Source organism: Pigmentibacter sp. JX0631 (assembly GCF_029873255.1).
In the GTDB taxonomy this organism is placed as follows: Bacteria; Bdellovibrionota_B; Oligoflexia; order Silvanigrellales; family Silvanigrellaceae; genus Silvanigrella.
Map to the genome: position 1 here is coordinate 2,756,311 of NZ_CP123622.1, position 17,228 is coordinate 2,773,538.

The 17,228-nt window shown below is 33.0% G+C and carries 15 protein-coding genes; 9 read left to right on the top strand and 6 right to left on the bottom strand.

Annotated features, from left to right (window positions below; genetic code table 11):
* Nucleotides 1-83 precede the first annotated feature (83 nt).
* On the bottom strand, nt 84-1,472 hold the full coding sequence (nrfD, locus tag QEJ31_RS11960; protein ID WP_280590421.1) for an NrfD/PsrC family molybdoenzyme membrane anchor subunit: 1,389 nt from the start codon (nt 1,470-1,472) through the stop codon (nt 84-86).
* A 180-nt stretch (nt 1,473-1,652) separates the two neighbouring features.
* On the opposite strand from nrfD, the gene QEJ31_RS11965 reads away from it, so the two are divergent.
* Entirely contained in the window at nt 1,653-2,630 is a 978-nt protein-coding gene (locus QEJ31_RS11965; RefSeq protein ID WP_280590422.1) for a hypothetical protein, read from the top strand.
* 76 nt (nt 2,631-2,706) lie between these two features.
* Here QEJ31_RS11965 and QEJ31_RS11970 read toward each other — a convergent pair whose 3' ends face one another.
* The 4 genes from QEJ31_RS11970 to QEJ31_RS11985 all read right to left on the bottom strand — a co-directional run bounded on the left by QEJ31_RS11970 (nt 2,707) and on the right by QEJ31_RS11985 (nt 5,931).
* The gene (locus QEJ31_RS11970; RefSeq protein ID WP_280590423.1) at nt 2,707-4,287 is read right to left on the bottom strand and encodes an APC family permease; all 1,581 of its coding nucleotides are present in this window, start codon (nt 4,285-4,287) and stop codon (nt 2,707-2,709) included.
* Nucleotides 4,288-4,468: 181 nt separating this feature from the next.
* Complete coding sequence (locus tag QEJ31_RS11975) at nt 4,469-5,317, bottom strand: proline dehydrogenase family protein (protein ID WP_280590425.1); 849 nt, start codon at nt 5,315-5,317, stop codon at nt 4,469-4,471.
* Between the two features lie 91 nt (nt 5,318-5,408).
* Nucleotides 5,409-5,660: a hypothetical protein gene (locus QEJ31_RS11980; RefSeq protein WP_280590426.1), complete on the bottom strand. Its 252-nt coding sequence runs from the start codon at nt 5,658-5,660 to the stop codon at nt 5,409-5,411.
* A gap of 76 nt (nt 5,661-5,736) precedes the next feature.
* On the bottom strand, nt 5,737-5,931 hold the full coding sequence (locus tag QEJ31_RS11985) for a hypothetical protein (RefSeq protein ID WP_280590427.1): 195 nt from the start codon (nt 5,929-5,931) through the stop codon (nt 5,737-5,739).
* A 450-nt stretch (nt 5,932-6,381) separates the two neighbouring features.
* Between QEJ31_RS11985 and ppdK the strand changes: the two genes are divergently transcribed.
* From ppdK to QEJ31_RS12015, 6 genes are all read left to right on the top strand, one after another.
* Nucleotides 6,382-8,979, top strand: coding sequence for a pyruvate, phosphate dikinase (ppdK, locus tag QEJ31_RS11990; RefSeq protein WP_280590428.1), 2,598 nt, complete (start codon nt 6,382-6,384; stop codon nt 8,977-8,979).
* A 264-nt stretch (nt 8,980-9,243) separates the two neighbouring features.
* Nucleotides 9,244-10,515 (top strand): sugar MFS transporter, encoded by a 1,272-nt coding sequence (locus tag QEJ31_RS11995; RefSeq protein ID WP_280590429.1) that lies wholly within the window; start codon nt 9,244-9,246, stop codon nt 10,513-10,515.
* Between the two features lie 268 nt (nt 10,516-10,783).
* The gene (locus QEJ31_RS12000) at nt 10,784-11,128 is read left to right on the top strand and encodes a FeoA family protein (protein ID WP_280590430.1); all 345 of its coding nucleotides are present in this window, start codon (nt 10,784-10,786) and stop codon (nt 11,126-11,128) included.
* Nucleotide 11,129: 1 nt separating this feature from the next.
* The gene (gene feoB, locus QEJ31_RS12005; protein WP_280590431.1) at nt 11,130-13,010 is read left to right on the top strand and encodes a ferrous iron transport protein B; all 1,881 of its coding nucleotides are present in this window, start codon (nt 11,130-11,132) and stop codon (nt 13,008-13,010) included.
* 28 nt (nt 13,011-13,038) lie between these two features.
* A complete protein-coding gene (locus QEJ31_RS12010) occupies nt 13,039-13,221 on the top strand; it encodes a hypothetical protein (protein ID WP_280590432.1) in 183 nt (60 codons plus the stop codon).
* 61 nt (nt 13,222-13,282) lie between these two features.
* On the top strand, nt 13,283-14,728 hold the full coding sequence (locus QEJ31_RS12015) for a sigma 54-interacting transcriptional regulator (RefSeq protein ID WP_280590433.1): 1,446 nt from the start codon (nt 13,283-13,285) through the stop codon (nt 14,726-14,728).
* Nucleotides 14,729-14,757: 29 nt separating this feature from the next.
* Here QEJ31_RS12015 and QEJ31_RS12020 read toward each other — a convergent pair whose 3' ends face one another.
* Nucleotides 14,758-15,414, bottom strand: coding sequence for a shikimate kinase (locus QEJ31_RS12020; protein ID WP_280590435.1), 657 nt, complete (start codon nt 15,412-15,414; stop codon nt 14,758-14,760).
* 138 nt (nt 15,415-15,552) lie between these two features.
* On the opposite strand from QEJ31_RS12020, the gene QEJ31_RS12025 reads away from it, so the two are divergent.
* Nucleotides 15,553-16,314 (top strand): carbonic anhydrase family protein, encoded by a 762-nt coding sequence (locus QEJ31_RS12025; protein ID WP_280590437.1) that lies wholly within the window; start codon nt 15,553-15,555, stop codon nt 16,312-16,314.
* A 2-nt stretch (nt 16,315-16,316) separates the two neighbouring features.
* The gene (locus QEJ31_RS12030; protein ID WP_280590439.1) at nt 16,317-17,216 is read left to right on the top strand and encodes a BadF/BadG/BcrA/BcrD ATPase family protein; all 900 of its coding nucleotides are present in this window, start codon (nt 16,317-16,319) and stop codon (nt 17,214-17,216) included.
* The last annotated feature ends 12 nt before the right edge of the window (nt 17,217-17,228 follow it).

The following is a 17,228-nucleotide window of genomic DNA, read 5'->3' on the forward strand; positions in this document are numbered from 1 at the left end:
TATTGCAATAGTTAAAGGATACAAAAAATGTTCCTAAAAATATTTAGGAACATTTTAATTGCAAATAAACGAGAATATTTTTCTTAATGCTTAGAGTGTGGATCTGCTTGGGGCATGACAGATTTTACTTCAGCCATATTTATCATTGGCAAAAATCTAACAAACAAACAGAAGAGAAAGAAAAACAAACCTATGGAACCGATAAACAAAGAAATATCCCAAAATGATGGAATAAAGTAACCCCAAGAGCTTGGCATAAACGTACGACTTAAAGTTGTTACTATTAGAACAAATCTTTCAAGCCACATCCCGATATTGATTAAAATAGCAGCGACGAAAAGCCAAATAATATTATTCCGAGCTTTTTTAAACCAGAAAGTTTGCGGAATAGCGATATTCAGAATGACCATAGACCAATAAGCCCAGCCATATGGTCCAAAAATACGATTCCAGTTCCAAAAGCGTTCGTAAGGATTTCCACTATAAAACACGGTAAAAAATTCTATAATATAAACATAAGCCATAATGATGCTAGTAAACAAAATAAATTTTGCGCAAATTTCTATGTGTCTTGCAGTTACTAAATCTTTAAAATTAAAAATGGAGCGAACCATAATTAATAGGTTTAAGCACAAACAAAATCCAGAAAAAATAGCTCCAGCAATAAAATAGGGGGGGAAAATTGTAGCATGCCAGCCTGGTAAAATAGAAGTTGCAAAGTCTAAAGAAACGATTCCAGCAGTAGAGAAAACGGCTGGAGTTGCAATGCCTGCAAGTAAAATACACGCTCTTTCATAATTTACCCATTGGCGCGCTGAACCTGTCCAGCCTAAGGCAACGAGTCCGTAAGCAAATTTACCAATTTTCGATTTCGCATTGTCTCTTAATGTAGCAAAGTCTGGAATCATACCAACAAACCAAAAAATTACACCTATGCTTAAGTAAGTATTTACAGCAAAAACGTCCCATTCAAGCGGACTTTTAAAGTTATTCCACATTGACATTTGGTTTGGTAAGGGAAATAGCCAATAGGCAAACCACGGACGACCAATATGTACAGCCGGAAAAATTGCTGCGGCCATTACTGCAAAAATAGTCATCCCTTCAGCTAAACGGTTTATTGATGTCCGCCATTTTTGCCGGAACAATAGGAGAATTGCTGAAATAAGTGTTCCTGCATGGGCAATTTCAATCCAAAAAACAAAGTTTGTAATATCCCACGCCCAGTCAACTCTGTTATTGTTTCCCCAGGTTCCAATTCCTTCCCAGAATAGATATGCAAGTGAAACAGTTAAAAGTCCAACACCAAGGGAAGACAATAAAAAAGCAATATGCCAGCCAGGTCCTACTTTGCGTCCTGCAAGGGGGGCAACAGTTTGAGTTACCATATGAAAAGAAGGATCTTTTCCAGTTACAAGAGCAGGTCTTTTATCGACGGGGTCCCTGCCTTGAAGTTCAACCGAATGTTCCATGGTTCACCTGTATTAACTATAGGTCAAAAATAAAAAACCAAGTGAGGTTTAACGAATTTAAACTTTGTGATCAAGTATACGGAAAATTTTATCAAAAAAATACTTCACAACTGCTTCGCACCAAATTATTGTCGACGTTCTGTGAGAGTTTTTCTTTATTTTGCAACAAAAAGGAGATTTATGCAAAGAATTGAAGCTTCTAAGTTATTGCAACTCCTGTTAGAACAAGAAAAATCACCGAATATAAAAGTTATTCTCAGTGATAATTCCATTTATAAAAAAATTATCGAAGAAAAATTGGCGAAGGAAGTTCAGGGGTCAGTTCCTTCTTTCTCTGGAAAAACGGCAATCACAGATTATGTTGAATATGCTGCATCTGGAACTTTATTTTTTGCACAGCAAAAAAGCATAGTTGTTTTACCTGATAAGTTAACAGCTAAACAGTGGGAAGAAGAAAAAATACATCTCCAACGTTTGCCAAAGGTACAAGAAACTAGCGCGTATTTTTTGGCAAATATGTCCTATAAAAACATTATTAAACTAAATGATTTTCAGCAATGGGGAATGGTTTATCTTTGCTATGAGCCTAATGATTTAGAACTTTATAAAACTCTAGAAGTTCTAATGAATCGATACCCAACACTTCAAAGACTGAACAAAGCTGAGATGTCTGCTTTACTGCAAGTTGCAATAGAAACCTATTCATCAGATTTAATTGCTAGCGACTTGCACTTTTCATTAATGGACAAAACAGGGCTCAAGTTTTCAGAAGCTATGGCAGGAAATCCAGAAATAAATGGTTTTCACGTGGTTGACGCAATTGCCAAGGGGGATTTGTATTTAATTGAATTGCGTATGTCACAATGTGAAGCTTGCGGACAGGAAGCAACTAGTATTTTAATGGCTGTAGTGTATTTTTTAAAACAAGTAGCTTCTGTGCTAAAGCATTATGAGGAATCAAAAAACTTAAAAGCATCTTTTGAAAAAGCATTTATCCCATATCCTGCTCAAGCTCGTATCCAAAAAGCAATGCATGTTTTGACCAAAGAAAAATTATTTCATTTTTTTATTGTGGCTGCTAAACTTGAAATGTCATTACGTGGACAAAAAAACGGACATAAAATCCTAGCTGCTGAATTTATTGCTTGGTTGAGCTAGAAAAAAATACTTATATATAGAGGATTCAATAATAAAGATAAATCTATTCTTTTAAAGCTTGAGAGTCATAAATTATCTAATCTTTTATTTCATGAATATTTTTTATTATTTGTTGTTTATTTAAGGAAAATTTACAGCCAATAAAAAATACTACAATACTAAAAATAACAGCGATGATATTGCTTTTTAAAGTGCTCATCGTTCCAATACCATTTCCAAAAACAGAAAAGTAGTTTATCAAAGTAAATCCCATTAAGTAAATGAGTATCCAAATACATCCTTTTAAGTCTAAAGTTTTTAATTGACTTTTTCTTTTTCTATAAAGTAAAAAAGAATATAAAGCGATTAAAAATAGAATAATTCCAGTTAAACGGATTAACACAGAAAAACCTATCCAATGCATCATAAGGCCGCAAATCGAAAACGCTGTTAGTGCAATTACTCTATAGAAAGGAAGCTTAAATGGCCTTTTATATTGAGGATATTTTTCCCTTAAAACAACTAATGCAATTGGTGTCACAGATAATGTCATTACGTAGGAAGAGGTTAAAAATGCAGCCATCTCTTTCCAACCTGGAAAAGGAAAAATAAGGATTAATCCAACTACAAAAGATAACCATAATGAATTTTCAGGTGCTCCATTTTTATTTAATTTTGTTACAAATTTGGGAGCAGCATCCATTGTGCCTAAACCATGCATTACACGCGCAGTAGTCGATGTCATTATCAAACCTGTGCCAAATGGTGAAATAATAGCATCAATATATAATAAAATACCAATGAACGTGAGACCCAAACCAATAGCTAATCCTGCGAACGGACCAAGATCTCCGGTAAAATTTAATTGTCTCCAGCCATCATGTAAGAGATGGTTTGGCACCGCAACAATAAATGATAATTGAATAAGGACATATAAAATTGTTACAATAACTAAAGCAGTTATTGTTGCGAGAGGGATATTTCTCTGCGGGTTTTGGGTTTCTCCAGCTAAAATAATTCCACTTTGAAAACCACCAAAAGCAAAAATAATTCCACCTACAGAAAGGCTCGACATAATGCCTTCAAATCCATATGGTAAAAAACCTTGTGTTTGAGTTAAATTCCCAAAATTACTATTGCTATGTGAAATAAAAACTATCGCAATTCCTAAAGGAACAAGAAGTTTCCAGATTGTTGCTAAAGAATTGGTATTTGTTAAAAACTTAATTGAAAATCTATTGATAAATATCATGATAAACAAAGTAAAAGCAGCAGAAATATATCCTATGATTGATAACTCATGTTTACCAGCGGCATCTGTTACGGTAAGAGTTGGAATATAAGTGCTTGCATATTGAATGACCGCTAAAGCTTCAATTGGAACAATGGTTGCAAAACAAAGAAAATAAATCCAACCAGTAATAATTCCAGTAAATTTTCCGTGCGTAAAAAATGAATAACTAGTTAAGCCTCCCATAATAGGAAACATTGCAGCTAATTCACAAAAAACTAAGATAATAAATACAAAGAAAAAACCGCCAATTAGCCAAGACATAATTGCTGCAGGGCCAGCCATTTGTGCTGCATAGAGTGGACCAAATAACCAACCAGAGCCAACCATGCTGCCAATTGCAGCTAAAGTAACTCCCCATAAACCTATATTTCTTTTTGGTGTCACTTGGTTGTACTCCTTAAGTTTTGAACTGCAGTCACAATGCAATTTAGGAGACTTTTAAACTAGCGAGCGGATTAGTGTCAAGTTTGCGATGGATTTCTTATTATTGATATAGATATATAAAATTTACATAAAATAATTAGGAAAGATAAATAAAATTTATTTATAAATCAAAAAATAGAAGTTATGATTTAAATAAATTTTTTAAAACAAAAAATACATTTTCTTTTCTTTCAGTTAGCCTTCTTGAATAATAAGCTTGCCAATCTTCGCCATAAGGAACATAAATTGTCATATTGTGGCCTTTTTCTCGAATTCTTGACCAAGTTTTTTCACGCATCCCATAGAGCATTTGAAATTCATAACGATCTTTTGGAATGTTATTTTTTTCAATGAATTGCATGCAAAAATCAATTATTTCATCATCATGACTTGCAATACAAACTCTTTTGCCATCAACAAGTAGTTTTTGAATGAGTTTTTTATAATTTTCTACAATTTGAGGCATTTTTTGAAGAGCTTTTTCGACGGGTTCTTTATAGGCACCTTTGCAAAGTCTCAATTTTCCATTAGCAGCAATTACTCTATTAATGTCATTTTCAGTTCTATGTAAATAAGCTTGCAATACAATTTCAGGACTTGAAAAATCTTTTGCTGCACGTTCATACATTGCTAAAGTTCTTTCAGTATAGTCAGTTCCTTCCATGTCTAAAGCAACTCTGCAATTAAATTGATCTGCTGTTTTTAGAATTTTACATAAGTTCTCAAAACAAAATTCGTGATCAATATCAAGTCCAAGCATAGTTAATTTAACAGAAACGTAACTATCAAGTTTTTGTTCAGCAATGCGTTTTAATAATAAGTCATATTCTTCGGTAAATTTTAGAGCTTGGTTTTTTTCTTTTATATTTTCACCAAGAACATCCAAAGTAACAGATATTTTTTTTTGGTTTAATTTTTCAACTATGTTAAAAGCTTCTTCAAAATTAGAGCCAGATACAAATCTTTTTGCGTAAAATGGTATGCTTCCCATATCATTAACCTCTCCAAAACGATCTAAATACAAAAATTCTATGCCGTTTTGTTTTTACAGTAAATTGAGGGAATGACAACTTATGGGAATATTATTTATTTGGTTTGTCTGAAATTTGTCTTAATTCTTCAATAAGCTTATTGATTCTTTGAACGCTTTGTTTAATATTATGAATTTTGTTTGATAACTCAACTTCTTCTAGTAATTTTGAATCTTTAAAAAGAATAATATTATTATGCTTCTGTTTTATTAATAGCAGTTTATTTTCTGTAGCTTTTTTTCTTGATTTAAACATTTCAAAATCAAGAATATTCCTTTTAGGATTGAAAGAATTATTTAGCATTTTTTCCTCTGCTTAAAATTAATAAAAAAAGGCAAGTTAAAATTGGGACGCTTTTTAAAATAGCGTCCTTTCAGCTTTATTTGATTCGATAGCTTTTTATTACATTCTTGTTTGCTTGTTCGCGTTCTTTCCGTAGTCTTTCTTGATTTGCTTTATTACGTTGCGTTTGTTTTTCAAAATGAGACTTTGGCTCATCAACTGGATTGTTTTTTGCAACTGCAGAATTATCTTTCAGAATTTTTTTAGAGAAAATGTCGATTACGTCACCCATAGTTTAAACTCCATCAAATACGTTTAAGTTTAGGTCAGCAAGTTCAATGCCAACCTTTGTTTGTCTTTTTGTTAATGAAAACAAGGTATAATGATTTGTCTTTCTTCCAAGGTTTGTTGAAAGACTAAACACCCTTTGCTTATAAAAAGAGCTAATAGAAAATAGGCAGATGTTCAAGTATTAGCTTTCGTTTTGAGCAAAAATTTTTAAAGCAATGTTATTATTGATAAAAAAAGAAATCATCCTTTCCCAAAAAAATAAAATATTTTTCTAATTTCCTAATAAATTGGATTTTTTTCAATCATTCTTTTAGACATAGAGAAATTGTATAATTTATTTACACTGCCTAAGAAATAATTGTCAATTTACAATTATAAGAACTTGAGTTAATGCTATAAAGTACGATTGTAGATGCTACGTCTATTTCATTATGACAAGGAGATTCTCTGAATGAAATTAGTTTTCTTTTTTGGTGGTGGTTTAGCTGATGGAAATGCTTCTATGAAATCAGAGCTTGGTGGTAAAGGAGCAAATTTAGCTGAAATGACACTTTTGAAGCTGCCAGTTCCTGCAGGTTTCACCATTTCTACAAAAGTATGTTTGGATTATCTGCATGATAATGCTTCTTTTTCTCCTGAACTAAAAGAACAAGTTCTTGAAGCCTTGAAAAAGACTGAAAAAATAATGGAAGCTAAATTTGCTGACATTGAAAATCCTCTCCTTGTTAGTGTTCGTTCTGGGGCAAGAGTTTCCATGCCGGGTATGATGGATACTGTTTTAAACTTAGGACTAAATACAGTCACTGTGGAAGCATTGGCTAAAAAAACTCAAAACCCTAAGTTTGCGTATGATTCCTATAGAAGATTTATCCAGATGTATTCAAATGTTGTAAAAGAACTTGAAACACATCATATGGAAGATGCTTTAGAAAACTATAAAAATCAACGGGGTTTGAACGAAGATACAGAATTATCTGCCGAAGACTTAATAGAAATATGTAATATTTTTAGACAAATATACGTTAAGCATTTTCATGAACCGTTTCCAGAAGATCCATCAGAACAACTTTGGTCTTCCATTGCTGCCGTATTTAAGAGTTGGAATTGTGCAAGAGCTAAGAAATATAGAGAAATTCACTCTATTCCAAATGATTGGGGTACTGCAGTTAATATATGCTCGATGGTTTATGGAAATATGGGAGATCAATCAGGAACGGGGGTTTGCTTCACAAGAGATCCATCGACTGGGGAAAACATATTTTATGGAGAATATCTCTTAAACGCTCAAGGTGAAGATGTTGTAGCTGGTATTCGAACTCCTAAAAATTTGAATTTATTAGAAAAAGAAATGCCTCATGTTTATGAACAGCTTTTAGAAGTGCGGGACAAGTTAGAAAATCATTACAGAGACGTTCAAGATATCGAGTTTACCATTCAACAAGGGAAACTTTATTTACTCCAAACAAGAAACGCAAAAAGAACAACCCAAGCTGCATTAAAAATTGCAATAGATTTAGCTAACGAAGGTAAAATTTCAAGGCAGGAAGCCTTATTAAAAGTAAATCCCCAAGATTTGGATAAATTACTTCATCCAACACTCGATCCAAGAGCGCATAAGCAAGTCATTGCTAAAGGATTACCTGCATCTCCGGGAGCTGTTTCTGGTAGAGCTGTATTTTCTGCAGTGGAAGCTGAAAGCTGGGCCGCTAGGGGAGAGCAAGTCATTCTTGTTCGGGATGAAACCTCGCCAGAAGATATTGGGGGCATGTACGCTTCTCAAGGGTTTCTGACAGCAAGGGGTGGAATGACTTCGCATGCAGCTGTTGTTGCCAGACAGATGGGAAAATGTTGTGTAGCAGGTTGTTCTTCTTTAAGTATTTCACAAATCCATAAATCAGTCAGAGTTGCTGGTATTGAAATTATGGAAGGTGATTGGATGACCTTGGATGGTTCAACTGGTGAGGTTATGCTTGGGAAAGTTGAAACAAAAAATGCTGAGCTCAGTTCTGATTTTGTTACATTCATGGCTTGGGCGAAGGAATATCGTACGATGCGTGTCAGAGCAAATGCGGATACTCCAAGAGATGCAGCCTTTGCGAGAAATTTTGGTGCTGAAGGGATTGGTTTGTGCAGAACTGAACATATGTTTTTTGATGAAAATAGATTGCCATTTGTGAGACAAATGATCCTTGCAAAAAATATTCAAGAACGGAAAGAAGCGTTAGAAAAATTGCGACCTTTTCAACGAGATGATTTTGTTGCAATTTTAAGTGCCATGGAGAATCTACCGGTAACTATTAGACTTCTTGATCCGCCTTTACATGAATTTTTACCGCACACTGACAAGGACATGATGACCCTTTCAAATCAATTGGGACTATCGGCTGATGATATAAAGCAAAGAGTTAAAAGTTTGCACGAAGCAAATCCAATGTTAGGACACAGAGGGTGTCGTTTAGGAATATCACATCCAGAAATTTATGAAATGCAGGTTAAAGCAATAGTAGAAGCTGTTGAAATTTGTAAAAATCAAGGGAAAAAAGTGTTACCAGAAATTATGATTCCTTTGGTTGGTATTCAGCAAGAACTTGAATGGTTAAGAAATAGATTGCAAAAAATAGCGCCACATTTTCCTTTTGGAACTATGATTGAAGTCCCTAGGGCTGCATTAATAGCTGATAAAATAGCGATTCAAGCCGATTTTTTCAGTTTTGGAACAAATGATTTAACTCAAACTACTTACGGATTTAGTAGAGATGACTCTGCTCCTTTTTTAAGGGTGTATAAGCAAGAGGGTATTTTAGTCGAAGATCCTTTTGCTTCTCTTGATCAAGAAGGTGTAGGGCGACTTGTTGAGTTAGCTTGTGAGCTTGGTAGAAAACAAAAACCAGAAATTAAATTGGGAATTTGTGGTGAGCATGGTGGAGAGCCTTCTAGTGTTAAGTTTTGTCATAAAATTGGGTTAAACTATGTAAGTTGCTCACCTTTTCGGATACCTATAGCCATGCTTGCAGCGGCACAAGCTTCAATTTCACAAAATTTTGGATAAAAATTTACAATTAATTGTATTTAAAACATTTAATTAATTGTATTTATAATATTTTTTAAGTGTTTTTAAGTCTCATATTAAAAATATATCCTATTAATATCTATGCCTATTTTATTTCATTGTTGTTTTTAGTCAATAAAAAATAAAAACTCTAAGTGAACTCCCTGTGAATATTTTTAAGATGCTTTGGGTTTATGATAGTAAATCCTTGGATGTATTTTAGAGGTATCCATTTATTGAATTATTAGATTTAAGAGGTTTTTAATGGTTTCTGCTGTGAAGTTTCCTCAGCCAAATCAGCATAATGTTGTGCAAAATCAGCAAAGTCACACATTTGCCATTGGTGTTGTTTCAACTCTGTTTTTCCTTTTTGGTTTTATTACATGCTTGAATGATATTCTTGTACCGCATTTAAAAGAAGTTTTTAATTTAACAAACACAGAAGCTTCAATGGTGCAGTTTACCTTTTTTGGAGCTTATTTTTTAATTTCTATCCCTGCAAGTAAACTTATTTCTAAATATGGTTATAAGCTCAGCTTTATTATTGGTCTTGGATTAACGACCCTAGGTTGTTTGTCATTTTTTATTTCTGCTGATTATATGTTTTACACTTTCTTTTTGGGTGGACTATTTATTCTAGCAAGCGGAATAGTAATTTTACAAGTGGCGGCAAATCCTTATTTAACTATTTTGGGTGGACCTGAAAAAGCATCAAGTAGGCTGATATTTGCGCAAGGATTAAATTCTTTAGGGACAACACTTGCTCCTTTATTGGGGTCAAGAATACTATCAGATACTAATCCGGCCGAAGGTATTGTAAAAACTCAAGAAGAACTTATTAAAGCTGCTCATGCAGTAGAAATTCCTTATTTAGGTTTAGCGGCTTTTGCAATTTTAATAGCTGTAGCTCTAGCCTTTTATAAGTTTCCAGCTAATAAACCTGCTAAAAGTACTTTAACTTCGCATGAAGAATCCCAATTTAAATTATTTGATTATCCAAGTTTAGTGCTGGGTGTAATAGGAATTTTCGTTTATGTTGGAGCAGAGGTTTCTATTGGTAGTATCATGGTTAACTTCATTTCTTCCTCTGAAATTGGTAATATGAGTCACCAAAAAGCGGCGCAATTATTAACTTATTATTGGGGTGGAGCAATGGTAGGACGTTTTATTGGAGCTTTTGTTACAACAAAAGTAAAACCACATAAAGTTTTATTTGTTCATGCCATAGCGGCAGCACTTTTGGTAACTGTAACTGTGTTTGCTACAGGTCATTTGGCAATGTATAGCATCATAGCAGTAGGCTTTTTCAACTCTATTATGTTCCCAACGATATTTGTTCTTTGTACACAATCAATAGGGAAATACATGGAAAAAGCTTCTGGTATTATCTGTGTTGCTATTGTTGGCGGCGCCCTTATCCCACCGCTACAAGCATTTGTTGTCGATCATATCAACATTCATATCAGCTATATTGTTCCATTAATTTGCTACTTGTATATAGCTTTCTTTGCTTTAAAGGTGAAATCAAAAGTTTAGTACATTGGTTCTGCTGAATTATTAGTAAATCTATTTTCCTCTCCCTATTGAAGGGTGAGGGCATTTTCTTACTAGGGTTAAATCTTTTAACCCTTTTACATAAAAAATATTTTGTCATAACCAACATTCTGGCAAAATTGTCTATAATTTATCTCCCACATCATATTGATAATGGTTATCATCAATGCTAGTTTTCAATTACAAAAGCTAGTAAGTCATTAGTTTTTTGTTTTTTTTAAGTAATAATAAAAAGTTATGGAGCATTCTTATGTTTCCCCCTTCTCATCTGAAGCATCAGAATGAAATATCTTCTTCTGATCCATTGGTAAATAATTTAAAAATACCAGTTGTTCCTTTATCTGAATTAAAAAAAGGGGAAAAAGCTGAAGTAATAAAAATTACTGAAGAATATTTAAATGAAAAACATACTCTTCCTAAAGGTGAGCTTGAAAGGCGTTTATTGGAAATGGGTTTTGTTGAAGGAACTGAGCTCACAATTCAACATGAAGGGTTTGTTGGGAAAGATCCAATTGCTGTGTTGCTTCGTTCCTGTTCACTTGTTGCTATTCGCCGTAAAGAAGCACAAGCTATTTTAGTAAGAAAGCTTAATTAATATGTCTACACATTCACTATCCACTCCTCGAATTGCATTGGTTGGCAATCCTAATTGCGGGAAAACTGCTTTATTTAATGCATTAACAGGTGCTCGTCAAAAAGTTGCAAATTACTCAGGTGTTACTGTTGAAAGAAAAGAGGGTGTATTTATTGCTCCTCAAGGAAAAAAAATAAAAATTTTAGATTTGCCTGGGACTTATAGTCTAAGAGCACGTAGTCCTGATGAAGCAGTAACAAGGGATGTGGTGTTAGGAAAAGTAACTGATGAAGCCATACCTGACGCTATTGTCTGTGTAGCAGATGCGACCAATCTCCATTTAGGTTTACGCCTTGTGCTAGAAATGAAGAAAATAGGAAAGCCTATTGTATTAGCATTAAATATGATGGATGTAGCTCAAAAAAGGGGCTATGATATAGATATTAATATTTTATCTAAAGAATTAGGTGTTCCTGTTATTCCTACGGTTGCTATTAAGAAAAATGGTATCGTTGATTTGGTAAAAGCAGTTGAAGGTGAACTTGAAAAAGAAACAAAATCTGACAAAGAAGCAGTTAATTGGAAAGAACCTATAGCTCAAGAAGTTCGTGCATATCATAAAGAAGTTGAACGGATATTAAGTCAAGCTAATAGAAAGCAAGGTAACGTTTCAGAATGGACTCTAAAATTAGATTCATTACTACTCCATCCTTTTTGGGGAGTTTTAACTCTTTTGTTCACACTATTTGTTGTCTTTCAAGCAGTATTTGTTTTACCAGAATATCCAAAAGAAATGATAGAAGCTGGAATGGCTGCATTACAGCATTGGATAGCAGCTGCCATGCCTGATGGTGTTTTAAAAAGTTTAATAAATGACGGATTAATTGCTGGTGTTGGTGGAGTGCTGGTCTTTGTCCCTCAAATAGTTTCTCTATTTTTCTTTATTCTTTTATTAGAAGATTCGGGCTATATGGCAAGAGCTGCGTTTTTAATGGATAAACTTATGGGTGGAGTTGGCTTACATGGGAAGGCTTTTATTCCTTTATTGTCGAGTTTTGCATGTGCGATTCCAGGAATTATGGCTTCAAGAACTATTGAAAATAAAAACGATCGCTTGATCACTATTTTAATTTCACCATTAATGACTTGTTCTGCTAGACTTCCAGTTTACACTTTAATCATTGCAGCATTTATTCCTTCTGTTACTTTTTTAGGTTTCATCAATTCACAAGGATTGGTGATGTTTGGTTTATATGCAGCAGGAATTTTTTCTGGACTTATCGTTTCTTTTATTATTAAAAAATTCTTTTTAAAGGGTGAATTGCATCCCTTGATGTTGGAATTACCTTCTTATCGTATGCCGTGTTTAAAGAATATTTTATTTGGATTATTAGAACGTGCATTTGTATTTATAAAGCGAGCAGGAACAATTATTCTGGCTTTAACAATTATAATTTGGTTTTTAAGTACCTACCCAGGTGCGCCAGAAAACGCTACTGAAGCAGCAATTGATTATTCTTTTGCTGGAATGTTAGGTAAATTCTTTGCTCCGATTTTCGCACCCATAGGATTCAATTGGCAAATCGTCATTGCTCTTATTCCTGGAATGGCTGCTAGAGAAGTAGCTGTGGCAACTCTAGGAACCGTTTATGCAATTAGTGGTAGCGAAGAAGCTTTACAACAAGGCCTTGCTGCGACAATAGGAAGTTCTTGGGGATTGCCAACTGCTTTAGCTTTTCTAACTTGGTATGTATTTGCTCCTCAGTGTGCGTCTACTCTGGCAGTAACTAAAAGAGAAACTAATTCTTGGAAATGGCCAATTATTATGTTTGTTTATCTATTTGCTTTAGCTTACTTTGCCTCGTTTGTTGTTTTTCATGTAGCTAAGTATTTTGTTTCTTAAGATTACTTTGCTACATTAGGAGAGAGCTATGTTCCAGCATATTCTTGTTTTCATTATTGTCCTAACTTCTATCAGTTATTTAATATATCAATGGAAGTTAAAAGAAATTTTTGGAAATAAAGAAAATTCAAAGAAATTAAAATCCTCATCATGTTCAAATGGTGAGTGTCATGGTTGTGCTATTCCTAAAAAACCCAAAAAAATAACTTAAGAATTACATAAAAGTAACGAATTCACCTCTGCACAATATTTTTATTTTATTAGGTGGTGGTATGGCAATAAAACATCAATATCATTTAGATAAAGATGTTTTTTATGTTATTCACGTTGATGATGATATTCTCGAATTGCGAAGCTTTGCTAGAAATCTTCAAGTAAATAAAAATAATCTAAAATTTGCAATTACATCATGCTTAAATGGAACAGAATTTAAAAATTCATTAACAAAATTAAAATTTGTTGATTTTGTAATTTTAGATATTCATCTTTCGGAAAAAGAAAATATTACAGGTATATCTTTAGTTAAAGAAGTAAAAAAATTCCATCCCAATGCAATTATATTAATGAGCTCAAACTTAGATGATCCGTCTACTATTCTCCAAAGTTTAAGAGCTGGAGCAGATGAATTTATATCAAAAAAAATGAATAATCAAAATTTAGTTGAAAAATTACTTCTTGTAAGAACAACTATTTTTAACAAAAGAGGAATTATTTTTTTAAATAAAAAAGATGAAAATTTAAGTAAAAAATTTTCAGGAGAAACAATTAAAAAAATTAGCAGAAGAATTCCACAAATTGTTCATTCAGCGATAACCTCAGTATATATTGAGGGAGAATCAGGTACAGGTAAAGAAGTTGTTGCTGAGTTATTTGAAGATTACATTAAAGAATTACCTTTTGTAAAAATGAATTGTGGTAGCATTGCACCTAATTTAGTGGAGAGTGAATTGTTTGGGTACGTTAAAGGTTCTTTTACTGGAGCTTTAAATAATAAAGTTGGTTTACTTGAGGCTGCATCTGGTGGCTGGCTTTTTTTAGATGAAGTTGCAAGCTTATCAGATAGTGCCCAAATAGCCTTATTAAGAGCTATTGAAAATCAAGAGGTAACAAGAATTGGTGATTCTGTTGCAAGAAAAATCAATGTTCGTTTTATTGCAGCTTCAAATGTTTCTTTATCTGAAATGGTTCAAGAAGGTAAATTTCGAAATGATTTATGGCAGCGACTTTGTGAAACAGAAATTCTGTTAATGCCTTTAAGAGAAAGAAGAAATGAAATTCCTGATTTAATATATTTTTTTTGTAGAACTATGCGAGGTGGGCCTTATCAAATCGAAGAAACTGCTCTAAATGTTTTATGTCAACTTCCTTGGTTTGAAGGAAATGTTAGAGAATTAAGAAATTGTCTTCGAGCAATGACAGAGCATCATGTAAATAAAATTCTTACCCCGCTTGGAATACCTGAACGAATTTTAATGAAAAGTAAAGATAATTATTATTCTTTGAATAATAAGATAGAAAATGTAGGGTATATAAAATTATTTTATAAAAATAAGTCTGGAGAATATTATAAATTTGAAGAATTAGAAGTACAACTTTTTGAAAAAATATTTGAATTATTTAACTCTACAAATAAAAAAAGTATTTCAGAATTTTCTAAGACTTTTGGATTAGCAAGAAGTACTGTTCAAATAAAGATCAAAAAAATGAATCAGCAATGAAAAAAATTAAAAACTAATTGCAACTAAATTCATGGAGACATTTGTTCTTCAGAAAACTCTTCCTCTTTTTCTGACCATTTGCTTTGATACCTTGTTTTTTTATTCATAATATTAAAAACATCTTGCATGTATTCTCTATTTCCAGCTCTTTTTTCAATCATAGACAAGTGCATTTTTAAGCAGTCAAATGTATTGTAAGTAGCATTAATAATAACATCTGATTGTTCATAGGCATCTTTTCTTTGAATATAGAGTTCATTAACTATTTTTTGTACTTCATCTAAAGTTTGGCAATGTGAAAACATGGGTCTGGTTTCTTTTTGGGCAAAAATTCTTTTTGCAATTTCAGTCAAATCCAAATCAAGCATCACTATTAATCCTAATTTCCTAGCAAAAGCTATAGATTCAGGTTTTAATAAGGTCCCACCTCCAAAAGCGATAACAAAATTATGTCTTCGTTCTAATTTAAGAAGAATTTTGTCTTCTATGTTTCTAAAACCCTCTTCTCCTTCTTGCGAAAAAATTTGAGGAATTGTTTTTTTTGTTGTTGATTCTATAAATGCGTCAAAATCTAGGAAAAAGCGTTCACTATGCTGAGCATAGAGCTTGCCAAAAGTTGATTTGCCGGTTGCTGGCATACCTGTTAAAATGATATTTCTAAATCTTTTAGCCCAATATTTTGTCATTTTTTACCTCATGCTTTACTTCTCAATTTTTAAAAGATTGCTCAAGCAGAAAAACATTAGTAAACTATATTTTAAGAAAAAGTAATACAGTTTATATTAATTTTGCCTTTTTTTTTCTAATTATGGAAAGGAATCTATATGCCCTTGAAAAGTTTTTTGTCATTTTTATCAGTAGCTTCCCTTCTAGCAGCAGCTAATTCATTTGCTGCAGAAGGACACCACTGGAAATATATAGGTGAGGGTGGGCCAGCAGAATGGGGAAAACTTTCGCCAGATAATAAAGCTTGTTCTATGGGAAAAAGGCAGTCACCAATAGATATTAATGATGGAAATAAAAAAGAAAATAAGTCTCTTCCACAACTAATGTTTTCATATATTGCAGCCCCATTGAAAATTTTAAATAATGGGCACACCATTCAAATGAATTATCCAAAAGGAAGTAAAGTAACTATCGGACCTTCAACATTTGATTTACTACAATTTCATTTTCATACTCCAAGTGAGCATGCATTTAATGGAAGAAGAACTGAACTAGAAGTTCACTTTGTAAATAAAGGAACAGATGGGAGTTTAGCTGTTGTAGGAGTGTTGATGAAGAAAGGTAAGAAAAATAGTGAGCTTGAAACTTTTTTTAATAAAATGCCAACCCAAGCAGGAAAAGAAGATGCTGTTGAAAATTCTTCTTTAAATCCAAATGCCCTAATTCCAAAAGATAAAGATTACTACACATATCCAGGTTCTTTAACAACACCGCCTTGCTCAGAAATTGTCACATGGTACGTTATTAAAGACAAAATTGAAGTTTCTGAAGATCAAATTAAAAAATTTCAAAAATTGTTTCCTATGAATGCACGCCCTTTACAGTCCATTTCTTCTCGTATTGTTGAGGAAAAAGATTAAAAATGAACGCAAGTGATTACTTTGTTGGAATTGATGGTGGTGGAAGTAAAACACACCTTCGTATTGTTTCTTCTTCTGGCAAAGTAATTGCTGAATCATTTGCGGGACCTGCTAATATACGTCTGTCAGTTGATACTGCAATCCAATCTATTTCAGAAGCATTAATTATGGCTTCGAAAATAGCAAATATTCCCCTATCTCAAATAAAAAAATTTCAAACAGGAATTGGAGTTGCTGGGTATGAGGTACAAACGGCAAGAGAAGAGTTCTTAAAAAAAATTCAAAAAATAGGAATTCTAGAATATAAGTTACAATCCGATGCTTATATTGCTTGTCTTGGAGCACATAATGGCAATTTCGGAAGCATTATTATTGTTGGTACTGGTGTAGTTGGATTAACAATAAATAAAACAGGGAAATTTCAAGTTGGAGGTTGGGGGTTTCCGCATGGAGATGAAGGTGGTGCTGCTTGGTTAGGCTTAGAAACTATTCGACAACTGTTACATTACTGCGATGGTCTTGCAGAACCGACTCCGCTATTGAAATATTTACAAAAGAGATTTGCTAATAAAGTTGAAAATATAACTGAATGGGCTTGTTACGCTAATGCAAGTCAATTTGCCGAATTAGCAAGAGATGTATTCAGGTATGCCAAAAAGAAAGATAAATTTGCTGAATTCCTTTTAAAAAAATCAGCAAGTGAAGTTGAGCAAATTTATTTAGCATTGAAAGTAAAAGCAAAACATAATCCAAGAAACACTTTTTCTTTACTTGGAGGAGTCGCTCCTTTTATATTTGACTATCTAAAACCTTCAATAAAAAAACAATTAAATAAACCTCTAGGTGATGCGTGCGATGGCGCAATTCTTATGATAAGAAAACATATCAATCATTTAAAATAACTGATTGATAAA

Excerpts from the sequence above, each read along its gene's own strand:
- QEJ31_RS11965 (WP_280590422.1), top strand. The coding sequence starts at position 1,653 with ATGCAAAGAATTGAAGCTTCTAAGTTATTGCAACTCCTGTTAGAACAA.
- feoB (WP_280590431.1), top strand. The coding sequence starts at position 11,130 with ATGTCTACACATTCACTATCCACTCCTCGAATTGCATTGGTTGGCAAT.
- QEJ31_RS11985 (WP_280590427.1), bottom strand. The coding sequence starts at position 5,931 with ATGGGTGACGTAATCGACATTTTCTCTAAAAAAATTCTGAAAGATAAT.
- QEJ31_RS12020 (WP_280590435.1), bottom strand. The coding sequence starts at position 15,414 with ATGACAAAATATTGGGCTAAAAGATTTAGAAATATCATTTTAACAGGT.
- QEJ31_RS11995 (WP_280590429.1), top strand. The coding sequence starts at position 9,244 with ATGGTTTCTGCTGTGAAGTTTCCTCAGCCAAATCAGCATAATGTTGTG.
- QEJ31_RS12030 (WP_280590439.1), top strand. The coding sequence starts at position 16,317 with ATGAACGCAAGTGATTACTTTGTTGGAATTGATGGTGGTGGAAGTAAA.
- QEJ31_RS12010 (WP_280590432.1), top strand. The coding sequence starts at position 13,039 with ATGTTCCAGCATATTCTTGTTTTCATTATTGTCCTAACTTCTATCAGT.
- QEJ31_RS12000 (WP_280590430.1), top strand. The coding sequence starts at position 10,784 with ATGTTTCCCCCTTCTCATCTGAAGCATCAGAATGAAATATCTTCTTCT.
- nrfD (WP_280590421.1), bottom strand. The coding sequence starts at position 1,472 with ATGGAACATTCGGTTGAACTTCAAGGCAGGGACCCCGTCGATAAAAGA.
- QEJ31_RS11975 (WP_280590425.1), bottom strand. The coding sequence starts at position 5,317 with ATGGGAAGCATACCATTTTACGCAAAAAGATTTGTATCTGGCTCTAAT.
- ppdK (WP_280590428.1), top strand. The coding sequence starts at position 6,382 with ATGAAATTAGTTTTCTTTTTTGGTGGTGGTTTAGCTGATGGAAATGCT.
- QEJ31_RS12015 (WP_280590433.1), top strand. The coding sequence starts at position 13,283 with ATGGCAATAAAACATCAATATCATTTAGATAAAGATGTTTTTTATGTT.
- QEJ31_RS12025 (WP_280590437.1), top strand. The coding sequence starts at position 15,553 with ATGCCCTTGAAAAGTTTTTTGTCATTTTTATCAGTAGCTTCCCTTCTA.
- QEJ31_RS11980 (WP_280590426.1), bottom strand. The coding sequence starts at position 5,660 with ATGCTAAATAATTCTTTCAATCCTAAAAGGAATATTCTTGATTTTGAA.